Origin of the sequence: Confluentibacter sediminis, assembly GCF_003258355.1 — a bacterium.
Taxonomy (GTDB): Bacteria; Bacteroidota; Bacteroidia; order Flavobacteriales; family Flavobacteriaceae; genus Confluentibacter; species Confluentibacter sediminis.
Genome location: NZ_QKPO01000011.1, coordinates 82,147 through 99,488 on the forward strand (window position 1 = coordinate 82,147; position 17,342 = coordinate 99,488).

General features: G+C 34.0%; 14 protein-coding genes, 1 tRNA gene and 2 pseudogenes. 11 read left to right on the forward strand and 6 right to left on the reverse strand.

Features of this window, described 5'->3' with window-relative positions:
- Positions 1-5 precede the first annotated feature (5 nt).
- The 6 genes from DKT72_RS10555 (at position 6) to DKT72_RS10580 (ending at position 8,768) form a co-directional block, all read left to right on the forward strand.
- Positions 6-1,487, forward strand: a complete 1,482-nt coding sequence (locus tag DKT72_RS10555; RefSeq protein ID WP_111308708.1) for a RagB/SusD family nutrient uptake outer membrane protein — start codon at positions 6-8, stop codon at positions 1,485-1,487.
- Positions 1,488-1,498: 11 nt separating this feature from the next.
- On the forward strand, positions 1,499-3,586 hold the full coding sequence (locus DKT72_RS10560) for a PKD domain protein (protein WP_111308709.1): 2,088 nt from the start codon (positions 1,499-1,501) through the stop codon (positions 3,584-3,586).
- Positions 3,587-3,597: 11 nt separating this feature from the next.
- Positions 3,598-4,488: a ricin-type beta-trefoil lectin domain protein gene (locus DKT72_RS10565; protein WP_111308710.1), complete on the forward strand. Its 891-nt coding sequence runs from the start codon at positions 3,598-3,600 to the stop codon at positions 4,486-4,488.
- Positions 4,489-4,578: 90 nt separating this feature from the next.
- Positions 4,579-5,667, forward strand: a complete 1,089-nt coding sequence (locus tag DKT72_RS10570) for a glycoside hydrolase family 16 protein (RefSeq protein ID WP_235841692.1) — start codon at positions 4,579-4,581, stop codon at positions 5,665-5,667.
- Between the two features lies 1 nt (position 5,668).
- Entirely contained in the window at positions 5,669-7,966 is a 2,298-nt protein-coding gene (bglX, locus tag DKT72_RS10575; protein WP_111308712.1) for a beta-glucosidase BglX, read from the forward strand.
- A gap of 121 nt (positions 7,967-8,087) precedes the next feature.
- Entirely contained in the window at positions 8,088-8,768 is a 681-nt protein-coding gene (locus DKT72_RS10580) for a LysE family translocator (RefSeq protein WP_111308713.1), read from the forward strand.
- Between the two features lie 49 nt (positions 8,769-8,817).
- Here DKT72_RS10580 and DKT72_RS10585 read toward each other — a convergent pair.
- Both DKT72_RS10585 and DKT72_RS18730 read right to left on the reverse strand, forming a co-directional pair.
- Positions 8,818-9,415, reverse strand: a pseudogene (locus DKT72_RS10585) (5-methyltetrahydropteroyltriglutamate--homocysteine S-methyltransferase); the annotation flags it as partial.
- Positions 9,416-9,539: 124 nt separating this feature from the next.
- Positions 9,540-9,632: pseudogene (locus DKT72_RS18730) on the reverse strand (hypothetical protein); the annotation flags it as partial.
- A gap of 106 nt (positions 9,633-9,738) precedes the next feature.
- On the opposite strand from DKT72_RS18730, the gene DKT72_RS18670 reads away from it, so the two are divergent.
- Positions 9,739-9,858 carry an Lrp/AsnC ligand binding domain-containing protein gene (locus DKT72_RS18670; RefSeq protein WP_317048435.1) on the forward strand — a complete coding sequence of 40 codons (120 nt, stop codon included), beginning with the start codon at positions 9,739-9,741 and terminating at the stop codon, positions 9,856-9,858.
- Between the two features lie 41 nt (positions 9,859-9,899).
- Here DKT72_RS18670 and DKT72_RS10605 read toward each other — a convergent pair.
- Positions 9,900-9,970 (reverse strand) — tRNA-Cys (locus DKT72_RS10605).
- Between the two features lie 50 nt (positions 9,971-10,020).
- The gene (folB, locus tag DKT72_RS10610) at positions 10,021-10,383 is read right to left on the reverse strand and encodes a dihydroneopterin aldolase (protein WP_111308716.1); all 363 of its coding nucleotides are present in this window, start codon (positions 10,381-10,383) and stop codon (positions 10,021-10,023) included.
- 102 nt (positions 10,384-10,485) lie between these two features.
- Here folB and DKT72_RS10615 point away from each other — a divergent pair, with 102 nt between their 5' ends.
- The 4 genes from DKT72_RS10615 (at position 10,486) to DKT72_RS10630 (ending at position 14,571) form a co-directional block, all read left to right on the forward strand.
- Positions 10,486-12,483 (forward strand): glutamine--tRNA ligase/YqeY domain fusion protein, encoded by a 1,998-nt coding sequence (locus tag DKT72_RS10615; RefSeq protein WP_111308717.1) that lies wholly within the window; start codon positions 10,486-10,488, stop codon positions 12,481-12,483.
- A gap of 82 nt (positions 12,484-12,565) precedes the next feature.
- On the forward strand, positions 12,566-13,048 hold the full coding sequence (locus tag DKT72_RS10620) for a DUF1761 domain-containing protein (protein ID WP_111308718.1): 483 nt from the start codon (positions 12,566-12,568) through the stop codon (positions 13,046-13,048).
- Positions 13,049-13,114: 66 nt separating this feature from the next.
- Positions 13,115-14,278, forward strand: coding sequence for a GNAT family N-acetyltransferase (locus DKT72_RS10625; RefSeq protein ID WP_235841693.1), 1,164 nt, complete (start codon positions 13,115-13,117; stop codon positions 14,276-14,278).
- A 71-nt stretch (positions 14,279-14,349) separates the two neighbouring features.
- The gene (locus DKT72_RS10630; protein WP_111308720.1) at positions 14,350-14,571 is read left to right on the forward strand and encodes a hypothetical protein; all 222 of its coding nucleotides are present in this window, start codon (positions 14,350-14,352) and stop codon (positions 14,569-14,571) included.
- Between the two features lie 39 nt (positions 14,572-14,610).
- Here the strand turns inward: DKT72_RS10630 and DKT72_RS10635 are convergent, their stop codons facing one another.
- Positions 14,611-15,540, reverse strand: a complete 930-nt coding sequence (locus DKT72_RS10635; protein ID WP_111308721.1) for an SPFH domain-containing protein — start codon at positions 15,538-15,540, stop codon at positions 14,611-14,613.
- A 209-nt stretch (positions 15,541-15,749) separates the two neighbouring features.
- Positions 15,750-17,261 (reverse strand): glutamate--tRNA ligase, encoded by a 1,512-nt coding sequence (gene gltX / locus DKT72_RS10640; RefSeq protein WP_111308722.1) that lies wholly within the window; start codon positions 17,259-17,261, stop codon positions 15,750-15,752.
- Positions 17,262-17,342 lie beyond the last annotated feature (81 nt).

Sequence of the window (17,342 nt, forward strand, 5' to 3'; positions counted from 1 at the left end):
GAGATATGAAAAATTTAAAAACTATATATATTCTACTTCTGATAGCTTTTTTAGCCATGTTTTCTTGTGCTGATGATTTTATTGATGTGAATTCACCAAATAAGAATTCAGGTGATTTTTTCAATACTGAAGAAGATTACCAAAAGGCCTTAATTGCTGCATACGATTATTTACAGGCAACAGCACAGCAATTTCAAATTGCAGAAATAGCTTCAGACAATACATTGGCAGGTGGCGAAAGTGCTACCGATAGCCCTGGAATTCAAGAAATTGATGATATGATTCATACCCCGGTAAATGCCCAATTAAGAAATATTTGGACATGGATGTATACTGGTGTTAATCGTACCAATTACATCATGGAGTTTCAAGATAAAATAGATTTTCCAAACAAAACCAGTGTCATTGCTCAAACAAGATTTTTAAGAGCCTTCTATTATTTTGAACTAGTGAAATGGTTTGGCGATGTGCCTTTAGTGGTGGATAAACGTATTCAGTTTGGAGATCAGTTTGATTTAGAAAGAACCCCCAAAGCACAGGTTTACGAACAAATAGAAAACGATTTAAAGTTTGCTATAGACAATTTGCCTTATATACAAAGTCAAACCGGAAGAATTACAAAAGGGGCTGCTGAAGCCTTGTTAGGTAAAGCCTATTTGTATCAAGACAAGTTTAATGAAGCCGCTGTTGTTTTAGAAAATTTAATAGACAAAGGGCCTTACGATTTATTGCCCTCAGCAACAGCTCCATTAATGTGGGAGAACGACTATGAGAACAATATAGAATCAGTTTTTGAAATTCAATATTCAGATGTTGATGGAGGTTCTTACGATTGTTTTCAATGTCTTGAAGGCAATTACGCTGTTGGTTTTAATGGACCAAGAGGATATGTGGGTCCCGTCTTCGATTTTGGATATAGTTTTAACGTACCCACTCAAGATGTGGTTGATGCCTTTGAGGATGGTGACATCAGATTGGATTATTCCATATTGGATATTAAAAAATGGATTGAAGCTAATCCAACAGCTAGTTATAATGAAGATGCAGGATATGAGCAAACAGGTTATTTCAATCGAAAATATATAGCAAGATTAGGAGATGCTAACCGTCCAGATGCTGCTCTTACAAATCCCAACAATACGAGAGCTATACGATTTGCTGATGTATTATTAATGGCTGCTGAAGCTTTAAATAGAGGCGGTATTAGTGATTCTAGAGCTCAAAATTATTTAAACAGGGTACGTAATAGAGCGACTTTAGGAAATGTGACAACAACGGGAGCTAACCTTACTAACGATATTTACAAAGAACGTCGTGTAGAATTAGTTGGTGAAGGACATCGTTTCTTCGATTTAGTAAGAACAGGAAGAGCTGCAGGAACAATTCCTGGATTCCAAGCTGGTAAAAATGAACTTTTCCCTATTCCTATTCAAGAAATTGAATTATCAGGAAATACTTGGAAGCAAAACCCTGGATACGAAAATTAAAAAACTAAAATATGAAAACATTAAAATATATAGTTAGCTTAAGCATTGTTTTAATCGTCTTTATTAATTGTACGCAAGACGATAACGATTTAAGCTTTGTAGATAATGTGGTAGCGCCATCAAACGTTTCAGCATTGTTTCAAATCACTCAAGATAATTCGGGTTCAGTAACCATAACACCAAGCGCAGAGGGTGCTGTTTCTTATAATATAATACTTGGGGATAATTCAGAAACTATTAAAGTAAAGCAAGGATTAAGTGCGGAACACGTGTATGCCGAAGGCTCTTATACTGTTAAAATAGAAGCCATTGGGATTACTGGATTAAAAAGTGAGGTTACAAAAGATATTGTAGTGTCATTTAAAGCACCAGAAAATTTAGTCGTGGACATTGAAAATGATGCTGCCCTGTCTAAACAGGTAAATGTTACTGCAACGGCAGATTATGCCATGTCTTTTGAAGTCTATTTTGGGGAACCAGGTCATGATGACCCTGTTATTGGCAACATTGGTGAAGCGGTAAGTTACACCTATGAAGAAGCAGGAACTTATACTATTAGAGTAGTGGCTATGGGCGGTGCGATAGAAACTACGGAATACACTCAAGAATTTGAAGTTACAGCAATTTTACAGCCTATCGTAAAAGCTGCAACACCTCCTAGAAGAGATATGTCAAATGTTATTTCAATATACAGTGATGCTTACACAAGTATATCTGGTGTAAATTTTTATCCTAATTGGGGACAATCTACTTTATATGCAGAAATTGATGTAAATGGCGATAATATTATTCAATACAGTAACTTAAATTATGAAGGTATTGATTTTGGAAGCACAGTAGATGCTTCTTCTATGGAATATTTGCATATAGATGTTTGGACAGCAGATTTAGCTGCTTTAGATATTTTCCCTATAAGTGTGGCCACAGGAGAAAAAGCGGTTACAAAAAATCTTATAGCAGACCAATGGGTAAGTTTTGATATTCCTTTAAGTGATTTTACAGATCAAGGACTATCTATGGCAGATATTTTCCAATTTAAGTTTGTGGGTGCCACATTACCTGATGGCGAATTAGGAACGGTATTTTTAGATAATATTTATTTTTATAAACCATCGTCTATTCCAACAGAACCCGTTGTTGCTGCTCCTTCACCAACAGCCCCAGAAGGGAATGTGGTTTCTATATTCAGTAATGCTTATACCAATGTTACTTTGAGCGAATTGAATCCAGATTGGGGACAATCCACAACATTAACAAGCGTGAATGTTCAAGGAAATAGTACATGGCTTTATGAAGATTTAAACTATTCTGGCATTGTAACAGACTATAGTAATCCAACTGATTTATCAGGGATGACTTTTGTTCATTTTGATTACTTCACCCCAGACGCTACAACCGTTGGTTTAAAATTGGTTAACACAACAAAAAACGATGGTGATCCGCTTAAAGAAGATATAGAATATGTTTCTAGTGTGACTTTAGGAACCTGGGTAAGCGTTGATATTCCCTTATCTGTTTATACCACAGATATCTCAGCAATAACACAAATAATTTTTGAATCTTCTTCAGCAAAAGTATATATCGATAACTTATATTTTTATACGAATGGTGATGGTACGGCACCAACAGTTGCAGCAACGTCTCCAACTATAAACCAAAGTGGAGTGGTTTCCATTTTTAGTGATACTTATACAAGTGTTGCTTTAAATGAAGTGAATCCTAATTGGGGACAATCCACCACGTTGGCAACCATTCAAATTGGAGGAAATAATGTATGGCTTTATGAGTCATTGAATTATACGGGTATTGTGACCGATTATAACAATCCAACCAATTTAGCAGGGTTCAAATATGCTCATTTTGATTATTTCACGCCAGATGCCACCACATTAGGTTTAAAATTAGTCAATACAACAAAAGGCGATGGAGATCCGCTTAAAGAAGATATTGAATATGTATCAAGTATTACGAAAGGAACCTGGGTAAGCGTCGATATTCCTTTAGCAAATTATACCACAGATGTTTCAGCTGTCACACAGTTAATATTTGAATCTTCTGGAGCTAAAGTATATATCGATAATTTTTATTTCCATAATTAAAATTTATAACGATGAAAAAAACAATTAATATAGTACGTGTCTTATTAATAGCAGTTTTATCATTTACAAGCTGTCAAGAAGACAATCTGTCCATTGGCGATATCGTCGCGCCTTCAAACATAGAAGTAACCGTTACTTATATTGATAACGATACAGAATCTCCTGCACCAGGATTGGGAAGTGGTGAAATTAAATTATCGGCTAAAGCAGATAATGCTACAGCTTACCAATTTGTAGTTCAAGGTCAAACAAAGCTTCAAAAATCTGGCAGTGCATCACACACATTTACAACTCTTGGTACCAATACCTATGCAGTTACTGTGGTTGCTTTTGGAACAGGGGGCGCGTCATCCAGTAAAACGATTGAAGTGGAAGTATTGGCATTATATGAAGCACCAGCAGATTTACTCACTATGCTTACTTCTGATAGTTCAAGAACTTGGAAAATTGCTTCTGACGTAAACAAACATTTTGGCTTAGGTCCAGTAGGTGGTGCCACAGAATTTGAATATTATGGAGCAGCACCAGGAGATAAGGCGAATTCTGGAATGTATGATGATAGATATACGTTTAACGTAGATGGAACATTTACACATGATGTAGGCGCAGACGGTTTTGTATTTGGACGCGATCCACTAATAAATGAATTAGGTGGATCAGGAGGTACTGCAAATGGTGCGGATATAGAACAATATACATTTGGTTCGTATACTGCCCAATGGTCTTTAACGGCTCCAGGAGGTGTTGAAACTTTAAGTTTAACAGGTATCGGATTTATTGGGTATTATATTGGAGGGAACCATAGTTATCAAATATTTAGTCGTTCTGCAGACGAAATGATTCTTCGTACTACCGATGGCAATGGTGAATTTGATTGGTGGTTTAGGTTAATCCCCGAATAGAATAAAAAGATATAAATAGGGGGTACGCACATCATACTCCCTATTTCAAAATAAAAATTAAAAAGAAAAATGTTAAAAAAGATGCTATATATGTTCCATATTGTATTTGTGTTCCTCCTATCATGTTCTGGAGGAGGCAATGATCCTGAAATCATTGAACAACCACAAGACATAATTCCAAAAAACTTATCGTTAACAATAAATATTTCAGGTGCAAACAGCACTCATCCAAATGGAGATGGTTCTGGTAATATCACCTGTAAAGCTACAGCGGTAGATGCTGTTTCTTATGGTTTTAAAGTAGGTAGTGATTCAGAAATAACAAGTACGAATGGTGAATTTAATTATACATGCTCAACCGAAGGGCTGAATGACTATGTTATCACTGTATTTGCCTATTCCAGTACAGGGCATAGTACCAGCGATTTTAAAAAAGTAGCTGTTTTTGTTGCCGAAAGTGATCCACAATTAATTTGGTCTGATGAATTCAATACTGATGGAGCACCAGATGCTTCAAAATGGGGTTACGATTTAGGAAACGGTTGTCCAAACAATTGTGGGTGGGGAAATGGAGAGAAAGAATATTATACCAACAGATCGGATAATGTAAAAGTTGAAAACGGGGTGTTAAAAATAATAGCTAAAAAGGAAAACTATGAGGGGTCTGAATACACATCCGCTAGACTGTTAACTAAAGGAAAATTCGATTTTACCTATGGACGAGTAGACGTTAGAGCAAAGCTCCCAAGCGGATCTGGTACATGGCCAGCCATCTGGATGTTAGGAGCTAATATTGATGCCGTTGGTTGGCCAAAATGTGGAGAAATAGATATTATGGAGCATTGGGGGTATAATCCATCGGTTATATCTAGTGCTACACACACGCCGTCATGTTCAGGAGGGTGTCCAAACACTAAAGTTGGAGAAACGACAATAAACGATTATGATTCAGAATTTCATGTATATAGTTTAGAGTGGACAGAGAGCGAATTAAACTTTATTATAGATGGAAATTTAAAATATAGTTATAACCCTACTGTTAGAAACAGTAATACATGGCCTTACAATGCCCCACAATTTTTAATATTAAATGTTGCCATGGGAGGCAGCTGGTTTTCTATAGATCCAAATTTTACAGAGTCTGTTATGGAGATAGATTACATAAAAGTATATCAATAACATGAAGAAAAAGAACCTATATTTTTTACTTATTATTTTATTAATTATTAATGTGTCTTGCAAAGAAAATTCACAGAATAATTTAGGTAAAAACACAACAAATTCAATAGATTCCAAAGTAGCCGAATTACTTTCTAAAATGACCTTAGAAGAGAAAATAGGTCAAATGAATCAATACAATGGCTTTTGGGATGTTACGGGCCCAAAACCTTCCGATGGCGATGCGGCAAAGAAATATGAACATTTAAAAAAAGGATACGTGGGCTCTATGCTTAATGTTAGAGGTGTAAAAGAAGTCAGAGCAGTTCAAAAAATAGCGGTTGAGGAAACAAGGTTAGGTATTCCGTTAATTATAGGTTTTGATGTTATCCATGGATACGAAACATTAAGCCCTATACCATTAGCGGAAGCGGCCAGCTGGGACTTAGAGGCCATAAAAAAATCGGCTCAAGTAGCTGCAAAAGAGGCAGCAGCAGCAGGAATTAACTGGACCTTTGCACCCATGGTAGATATCTCTAGAGATGCACGTTGGGGTCGCGTTATGGAAGGTGCTGGAGAAGACCCGTATTTGGGATCTAAAATTGCAACGGCACGCGTTAAAGGCTTTCAAGGAGACGATTTATCATCACCGGAAACCATTGCTGCATGCGCTAAACATTGGGCAGGATATGGTTTTGCAGAAGCGGGTAGAGATTACAATACCGTAGATGTGGGAACATCAACGCTTAATAATATTGTTTTCCCCCCATTTAAAGCAGCAGCTGAAGCTGGAGTTAAAACTTTTATGAATTCGTTTAATGAGTTAAATGGTATTCCTGCAACAGGAAACTCTTATTTGCAACGCGATATTTTAAAAGACAAATGGAATTATGATGGTTTTGTAGTTTCAGATTGGGGATCTATGAATGAAATGATTGCTCATGGTTATGCAAAAGATAAAAAGCAGGCGGCCGAATTATCGATTATTGCAGGTTCAGATATGGATATGGAATCGTATGCTTACGTAGATGAATTGGCTAATTTAGTAAGAGAAGGCAAGGTAAAAGAATCTTTAATAGATGATGCAGTAAAACGTATTTTAAAAGTGAAATTTGAGCTGGGGTTATTTGATGATCCCTATAAATATTGCAACGAAGCCATTGAAAAAGAAGTCACGGGGAGTCAGGAAATACAAGAAGCTGTGTTAGATATGGCTAAGAAATCCATTGTGCTTCTTAAAAACGAAAACAACCTTTTGCCGCTTAAAAAAGAAGGTCAAAGAATAGCTTTAATTGGTGCGTTAGCTTCAGATAAAAACAGTCCTTTAGGAAGTTGGAGAATTGCAGCAAAGGACAGTACTGCCGTATCGGTTTTAGAAGGACTTCAAAAGTATTCAGGAAACACAATTACGTATTCAAAAGGAGCTGATTTAACCCTTGGTAAGACCGAATTTGCTATAGAATTACAAATTAATACAACAGATAAAAGCGGTTTTACAGAGGCCATTCAAACAGCAAAAAATGCCGATGTTGTTGTAATGGTATTAGGTGAACACGGTTTCCATACTGGAGAAGCTCGTAGTCGTGCAGACTTAGGTTTACCTGGCGTGCAACAAGACCTTTTAGAAGCTATATATAAAGTCAATAAAAACATTGTTTTAGTATTAAATAATGGGCGGCCTTTAACAATTACATGGGCAGATGCACACGTTCCTGCTATTGTTGAAGCTTGGCAATTAGGCACTCAAAGCGGTCATGCTATAGCTCAAGTTTTATATGGCGATTATAATCCTAGCGGAAAATTACCAATGACATTTCCTAGAAGCGTGGGTCAAATACCAATTTATTACAATTATAAAAATACGGGTAGACCCGTATTACCCGCACCAAATGAGGTGTTTTGGTCGCATTTTACAGATGAAAGCAATACCCCATTGTATCCGTTTGGCTATGGTTTAAGCTACACCTCCTTTATGTATAGTAACCTGATTGTAAATAAAGTTTCAGAAGAAAATGTTGACGTTACTTTTACTTTAAAGAACACTGGAAAAGTTACAGGAAAAGAAGTTGTACAACTCTATATAAGAGATGTGTTAGCAAATGTTACAAGACCTGTTAAAGAACTAAAAGGATTTGAAATAGTAGAATTAAAACCCAATCAAGAAAAAACAATCCATTTCAATCTTACAAAAGATGCATTAGGATTTTTTGACAATGCGGGAGAATTTGTATTAGAACCGGGAGAGTTTAAAGTGTTTGTTGGCGGTAGTTCTCAAACGGTTTTAGAATCTGGTTTTGTAATGGAAGCAAAAAATGAATAGGTACATTTTCAAAAATAAAAGTAAAAATTAGTTTAGTAATTTATTTAGTTTGAGTTTAAAAGGCGTGTTTTTGGTTTAGCACGCCTTTTTTCTTTTCTTTGCAATAAACCCTCTCGTAGATATGTTTAATGATATTTTATCAGCGGTTCCTTTTGGTATCATCTTGGCGTTTACTATTGGGCCTGTTTTTTTCGTTCTTCTAGAAACAAGTGCAACCAAAGGATTTAAAAGTGCCTTAATTTTTGATTGTGGCGTTATGCTGGCGGATGTGATTTTTATTTTGGTAGCATTTTTTAGTACCAGTAAACTACTTGAAAAAATTAAAGACGATCCAAATTTTTTAATTTTTGGAGGGGTTCTATTATTTGTTTATGGTGTTATTTCATTCATAAAAACATCTAAATCGTTTAGAGATATTGTTAAAGAATATCATAAGGTAGACATTCAAAAAAAATATGGAAAACTATTTTTAAAAGGGTTTTTACTCAATTTTATAAATATTGGGGTTCTATTAGGCTGGGTAGCTTTTATTGTAATAGCCAATACTATAACCCACTCTAAAGATGGCGTCGTGGTGTTTTTAAGCACTATTTTAATTGTTTATTTTTTAGTTGATTTAATTAAAATTACCATTGCTAAAAAATTGAAAAATAGATTGACCCCTAGGCTTATTTTTAAAACAAAAAAAATAATAGCGTTGGTTATTTTAGGTTTTGGTCTATTGCTTTTGGCTCAAGGATTTTTTCCTAAGGAAAAAGAAATGTTAAAGGAGAGGATTGAGAGAATTAATTCAAGAAGATAATGAATTTTAAAAGCAAATACCAGACTAATTCATGTGTTAGTCTGGTATTTTAACTATAAATATAAACTTTCAAAGAGGCTCTTAGTTTTTTAGCAGTATGGACCAAATGGATTAATGCTATTTTTGTTTCTGGCCAACCCCTTGTTTTATATCATAATAAGGATTAACCCAAATATGTTAAATAGGAAGTAAATTACTTGCCTTTGTTAATAAAAATGCCATTTCCTCCCTAGAAGGAACTCTTAGTGAATGAGTATCATATATGTCAGGACCAATTTCATTGGGATATTGAAAATCAACAAAAGCATTTAATAATTCCATTTCTGAACGAGACGTTTCAATCGTTATAATGTCGGCATCTAAAGCGGTAACACTTTCAATAATATCGTTAAATTCAGAATAACACATATGTGTATGAATTTGACTGCTATCTGGAACACCGCACGAAGAAATTTTAAATGATTCTAAGCTCAGTCTAAATAATCTTTCCGTTGTTCTTTTCTAAGTGGTAAGCCTTCTAGTGGTTCATCTATCTGTATAATTTTTAAGCCAGCATTTTCTAAATCGATTACCTCGTTTCGTATAGCTAAAACAATTTGTTTACAGATGGTAGATCTTGGTTGGTCATTTCTAACACAAGACCATTGTCAGATGGTAAAGGAATCCGTTGTTATGTATGGCAATTTTTTTACTTCTAATTTTAATAAGATAGTTTCTGAAATGGTTTCTAAATGGTCACATCAAAGCCATTTTTTGAATGCCACGTGCCATCTAAAAATACAGATCTAATTTGTTTTCTGTTTCTTTAATTTGATGGTATCTCTTTGGAATACAACCTACATTAAATGACATATCCAATACTTGATTGTATAAAGAAGATCATTTGAAGGATTAAATCGCTAAGTGAAGTAACCGAATGTTATAATACCTCTGGAGATTACAATTTTTATTAAAAGTTATGGTAAATGATATGAGGCAGTATCAAGACTTCGTGTTAAATAGTCTAGGTTCTATTAAAAACTTTGGAAGCATACATACCACATTCGTTATGAGAGAAATCAAACTAAGCTATAAAATATCAATAGATTGATTTAAAATAAAAAAGCTTCCAGAATAACTGAAAGCTTTTTGAGGTGTCGAGCGGATTCGAACCGCTGTAGCAGCTTTTGCAGAGCTGAGCCTAGCCACTCGGCCACGACACCCTTATTGAGGTGCAAATGTAAAAAAAATTAAGACTATTTAAGACTAAAAATTATTTTTTACGCTTATCTGTCATTTTTATTGTCACACATTCTACATCACCGCCAATAGGAGGATTTAATTTACTAACCCAAACAGTTGCTTTTTTAACCAATCTATCTTCAATAAAAATTCTGTCCAATATACGCCTGCAAACCGTTTCAAGTAAATAAGACGGCTTGTTCATTTCTTCTTTAATAATTCGGTTTAATAGCACATAATCAACCGTATCAATAAGTTTATCCGTTTTTGCAGAAGTTTGTAAGTTGGCTTCAACTTTTAAATCCACACGATAATCACTGCCTATTTTGGTTTCTTCTTTTAAGCAACCGTGGTGAGCAAAAACACGAATATTTTCAACTTTTATTATTCCCATATAACTATTTTTTACTCACCAAAATTACCTAATTTTGCATGATATTTTTTTGTTTAATACGATTAGTTTCTTTTAATTAGAAAATAACCACTATAAAGATTTATGTCTGAAGATAAAAAATCACTTAATTTTTTAGAGCAAATTATAGAAAACGATTTAGCAAACGGGTTGCCAAAAAGCAAGCTGCGTTTTAGGTTTCCACCTGAGCCAAACGGTTATTTACATATAGGCCATACAAAGGCTATTGGGATAAGTTTTGGCCTAGGCGAAAAATATAATGCACCAGTAAATCTTCGTTTTGATGATACAAATCCTGCTAAAGAAGAACAAGAATATGTAGATGCCATAAAAGAGGATGTTTCTTGGCTAGGGTATTCTTGGGATAAAGAATTATTTTCATCAGATTATTTCCAACAGCTTTACGATTGGGCTGTTATGTTTATTAAACAAGGAAAGGCTTATGTCGATTCGCAATCGAGTGAAGCTATGGCAGAACAGAAAGGAACGCCAACGCAGCCAGGGGTTGATGGGCCTTATAGGAATAGAAGCGTAGCAGAAAATCTTGATTTGTTTGAACGTATGAAAAAGGGTGAGTTTGAAGAGGGCGCCCATATTTTACGCGCAAAAATTGACATGCAACACCCGAATATGTTGATGCGCGATCCTATTATGTATCGTATCTTAAAAAAGCATCACCATAGAACAGGAGATGATTGGTGTATTTACCCGATGTACGATTGGACACATGGTGAAAGCGATTATATTGAGCAAATATCACATTCCCTATGCTCGTTAGAATTTAAAGCCCACCGAGAGCTTTATAATTGGTTTTTAGAACAAATTATTGATGAGAAGAAGCTTAAGCCAAAACAACGTGAGTTTGCCCGTTTAAATTTAAGTTATACCATTATGAGTAAACGTAAGTTGCTCAAGTTGGTAGAAGATAATATTGTAACAGGTTGGGACGATCCCCGTATGCCAACCATATCTGGATTACGCCGTAGAGGCTATACCCCAAACTCTTTAAGAAAGTTTGTAGAAACCGTAGGTGTTGCCAAAAGGGATAATGTTATTGAAGTATCATTGTTAGAGTTTTGTATCCGTGAAGATTTAAACAAAACAGCACCCAGAGTGATGGCAGTTTTAGACCCAGTAAAACTGATTATTACTAATTATCCAGAAGATAAAGAAGAATGGTTAGAAGCAGAAAATAATCAAGAAGATGATTCTGCAGGATACAGAAAAGTACCATTTTCTAGAGCATTATATATTGAAAAGGACGATTTTAAAGAAGAAGCTGCAAACAATTTTTTTAGATTAAAGCTAGGGGGAGAGGTACGACTTAAAAACGCCTACATTATAAAAGCTGAAAGCGTTACAAAAGATGCAAAAGGTAATATTACTGAAATTCATTGCACCTATTCGGAAGACACTTCCAAAAAAGTAAAAGGCACACTGCATTGGGTATCTATTAAACATGCTATAAAGGCTAAAGTTAGAGAATATGATAGATTGTTTATGGACGAAGCACCCGATAGCCATCCAGATAAAGACTTTATGGAATTTTTAAATCCTAATTCATTAAAGTTGATTGATGCATTTGTTGAGCCAAGTTTAAAAGACGCTAGAGTAGGAGAGCGGTTTCAGTTTCAACGTATTGGATATTTTAGTGTCGATAAAGATTCCACTGAAGAACAATTGATATTTAATAAAACAGTTGGATTGAGAGATTCTTGGGAAAAGCAAAAACCTGTTGAAAAAGTAAATCAAAATAAACCGCAAAATAATTCATCTCAATCCCAAAGAAAAGCGATTGATGTTATACAGCAATTAGGTAAAAAATACACAAATTTACCGGAAGAAAAACAACAAAAAGCAAAAGCCGACATTCAAGAACTAGCTAAAAATATTAGTTATGAAGAGTTACAACCATTGTTCAATACGGCAGCTAAAAAAGTAGGAACACGAATTGCCGTAACCATTGCTTTAGATGTATTACTTAAAGGTGGTTTACAAACAAATTCTGAGATTAATGAATTTATAGAAAAGGCTTTGGTAGATGAAAATGACTTATTAAAAAAGGAAGCACAATTAGTGTAAATTTTATTTATATACTATTAAAAAACAGTAAGTTATATTTTTTAATTTATTATATTTATAGCCTACTTAATAACTAACTATTATGGATTTTATTAACCCCATGGCAATTATAGTGGCCGCACTAATGCCATTAGTTGTCGGTTTTATTTGGTATAACCCAAAAGTTTTTGGAACTGTCTGGATGCATGCAGCTGGTTTAACCGAAGAAAAATTAAAAACAGGGAATATGTTTAAAATATTTGGACTGGCCATAGTGTTTGCTTTCATATTGGCATCTGCTATGCCAGCCATTGTTGTACATCAAATGGGCGTTTATAGTTTGGCCCAAGGCGAATTAGGGGTATTACCTGCCTATGATGCGTTTCTAGATGTTTATGGAGATGCCTTTAGAACGTTTAAACATGGTGTGTTTCATGGTGTTTTAGCGGGTATTTTTATTATATTACCAATATTAGGAACCAATGCCGTATTTGAACATAAAAGTGCTAAATACATTTTTATAAATGTAGGATACTGGATGATTACTTTAGGACTCATGGGGGGCATTATTTGTGGCTGGAAATAATATTTTGTAATTATTTAACATAAACAAAGACTGAGGTATTATAACTTCAGTCTTTTTCTTTTTCTATTGAAAACATATCGCATTTATTATTCTTATAAAGAGCTTCCCATGGTTTGGGATCGTGTTGTGAAACATGATATATTGCTACAAACGGCATATTTGAAAGCTTTGGAAAATGCCTCACCAAATAACATTCAATTGTTTTATGTTGGGATTTTTAATGACAATGAATTAGCAGGTGTCGCAATTATTCAACGCGTTCAGTTGTACTTAAAAGATATGTTTAGATTAACTAAGGTATCCTGTTTAAAAGACTTTTTCCAAAATATTATTTCCAAAGTGGTAAAGGGGAACATATTAGTTGTTGGAAATCTAACACATACTGGGCAACATGGTGTTTTTTTTAATTCTGATAGAATGCCTCTACAGGAATGTTTGAACTTGATTTTTTTAGCTTTAGATGATTTAAGAAAACAAATTAAAGAAAATCAACAAAAAAAGATAAGAGCCATTATGTTTAAGGATTATTTTGAAGAGGATGTGATTCTTAATGAGCATGCTCTATTTGAAAAAAATAAATTCAGCAAAGTATCTGTTCAACCGAATATGATGATGTCTATAAGGGCAAATTGGGTTTCAAATAACGATTATATTAAGAGTTTTAATAAAAAGTACAGAGACAGGTATAAAAGGGCTAAGAATAAATTAGATACCATTAAGCCCATCGAACTGGATTTAGAAGGGATAAAAAGCCAATCACAAAGACTTCATACACTATATTTAAATGTATCAAACAATGCCAAGTTTAATACGTTTTTTCTACCAGACAACCATTTCTATAATCTAAAACTAGAATTAAAAGAAAACTTTAAGCTTTTTGGTTTTTATTTAAATGAAGAGTTAATTGGTTTTTATACCTTAATTTTAAACAGAAATGAATTAGAAACTTATTTTTTAGGTTATGATGAGATACATCAATACCCAAATCAATTGTATTTAAACATGTTGTACGATATGGTGAAATTTGCTATTGAAAATAAGTTTCAAACAGTAGTATTTGCCAGAACGGCTATGGAAATAAAGAGCTCTGTGGGTGCCATTCCTAAACCTATGGAAGTTTATGTAAAACACAGCAATGATTTTTTAAACAGTATCTTAAAGCAACTTTTTAAGTTTATGGATCCAACCCAAAAGTGGGAGGTGAGACATCCTTTTAAAGACGAAGTTTAACAAGCTTTTAGTATCATTATTTTTGATAAGTCTCCGATTTAATGTAAATTTATGATTAAACATTTTTTAATATGGATGAAATAACACAAAAATTATTGACTAAAATAAGTGATCGAGTAAGAGAAATTGAAGAGGACTATCCTGAACTTCAGAAGTATTTAGATGAAACCAGAATAACATTACCTAAAAACAATCATGATTCGAAAATACATAAAAAAGATTTAGAGGATTATTTAAATAGTCTGAATTCTTTAATTGATAATTATGAAGAAGAGCATAAAAAACCCTCATAATTATGAGGGTTTTTTATAAAAATTTCCTGAAAAAAGTAATTATTCTTCTTTCTTTTTTTCTTTCGCTTCTTTCATGGCTTCACCAATTTGATTACTTGCAGTAAAACTTGCAAGCATATCATTTAACATATTACTGCCTGCTTGCGGTGAATTTGGTAATAAAATTAAATTGCTATTAGTATGTTGACCTATAGATTGAAGCGTATCATAATGTTGTGTTACCACAATTAAAGCAGAGGCTTCTTGCGAGTTAATACCCACTTTATTTAAAACCTGTACAGACTCCTCTAAACCACGGGCAATTTCACGGCGTTGATCGGCTATACCTTGTCCTTGTAAACGTTTGCTTTCAGCTTCAGCTTTTGCCTTTTCCACGATTAAAATACGTGCCGCATCACCTTCATATTGGGCAGCTGTTTTTTCTCTGTCTGCCGCATTAATTCTATTCATCGCTTCTTTTACTTGGGCATCTGGGTCAATATCGGTAACTAATGTTTTGATAATGTCATAACCATAATCTAGCATGGCATCATTTAATTCCGATTTTACTGCTATCGCAATATCATCTTTTTTCAAGAACACATCATCTAAAATCATTTTTGGTACTTCAGCACGCACCACATCAAATACATAACTTGTAATTTGATCGTGGGGATAATCTAGTTTGTAAAAAGCGTCCTCAACTTTATCTTTTATAACTTTAAATTGAACAGAGACTTTTAATTTAACAAACACATCATCTTTAGTTTTGGTTTCAACAATAACATCGAGTTGTGTAATTTTTAAACTAAGCCTGCCAGCAATTCTATCAACTAAAGGAATTTTCAAATGTAAACCAGATTGGCGGATACTTTGGAACTTGCCAAAGCGTTCAATAATAGCAGCAGATTGCTGTTTAACCGTAAAAAATGAAGAGATTAGAATAATCAATCCAAAGAAAATAAACGGAAGAAAAATAAATTCAGACATGTCTATATTATTAATAATAGTTAGGAAATTAAGATACAAAAATTATCTTATATTTTGAGCATTTAATACAAAATGTATTATTAATACCCTTTACTATTAGTAGCTATAACAATATGTTTTGTTACAATAAGTTTTGCCAAAAGAAAAGCCCCTTAACTAGAATAGTATTGGAATTTTTGAAAGACCAACTATACTAATTGGTACATTGATTACAAGACTCCTATTGCCCTTTCAATTCTCTCTACAGTTTCAATTTTGCCTATCATGAACATAATTTCAAAAAGATCTGGTCCTTGTAAGGAGCCTACCAAAGCTAGTCGTAAAGGCATCATTACTTTTCCAAAACCAATATTTTTATTAGTTATCCAAGCTTTAATATCCGTTTGGAGATTTGCCACTGTAAAATCACTTACTCTTTGTATTATAGTAACCAATTCAATCATTAGTTCTGGAGTTTCTCCGTTAAATGCTTTTTGCATGGCTTTTTCATCATAAGCTTTTGGCGCTTGAAAAAAGTAAAAGCTCAAGTCCCACAGATCACTAATAAACGTTGCGCGTTCTTTTACAAGACCCACTACAAGAGCTACATAATGGACATCAATATCTGTTAATTGATTATATTCAGACATAAAGGTTTCGGCAAGATCTAAATCATTTTGCTTTTGCATATAATGGTGGTTAAACCATTTGATTTTTTCAGGATCAAACCGTGCTCCAGATTTATTAACGCGTTCTAAATCGAAAACAGAAATCAATGCATCTAGACTGAAAATCTCTTGCTCTGTTCCTGGGTTCCAACCTAAAAAAGCTAAGAAGTTTATCATAGCTTCAGGAAAATAACCGTCTTCTTTATAGCCTCTGGAAATATCATGCGTTTTTGGGTCTTCCCATTGTAAAGGAAACACCGGAAAGCCTAATTTATCACCATCACGCTTGCTTAATTTCCCACTACCAGTAGGTTTTAGAATTAAGGGTAAATGAGCAAATTCTGGAGCTTGCCAACCAAATGCTTTATATAATTGATAATGTAATGCTAAGGATGGCAACCATTCTTCCCCACGAATAACATGGGAGATTTCCATTAAATGGTCATCAACAATATTTGCTAAATGATAGGTTGGCATGCCATCACTTTTAAACAGCACTTTATCATCTAAAATATTGGTATCAATTTGGATGTCGCCACGAATGATATCTTTTAAATATAAAATCTCATCTTGAGGCGATTTAAAACGAATGACATAATCTTCACCAGCATCTAATTTAGCTTTGGTCTCAGAGGCGCTTAGTGATAAGGAATTACTTAATTTTAAACGATTATGCCAATTATAAATAAAGGTTTTACCTTTTTCTTCATGGTCTTTTCTGTGAAAATCAAGAACATCGGCAGTATCAAAAGCATAATAAGCATTGCCAGAAGCAATTAATTGTTCTGCATATTTTTTATACAAATGTTTACGTTCACTTTGCCTGTAGGGACCAAATTTTTCGTTTTTCCCTGGACCTTCGTCAAATGGAATGCCGCACCAGTTTAATGAATCAATTATATATTGTTCGGCTCCTTCCACATAACGGTTTTGATCGGTATCTTCAATTCTAAGAATAAAAGTGCCCTGATGTTTTTTTGCAAATAAATAATTGAATAAAGCAGTGCGTACACCTCCAATATGAAGTGGTCCCGTTGGACTTGGTGCAAAACGCACACGAACGTTTTTGGTCATATTTTGTAAATTTGAATGCAAAGATACAATTAACACATAATTATTAAGGGTGTACCAAAAAAATTGTAGTTTAGTAAGTTA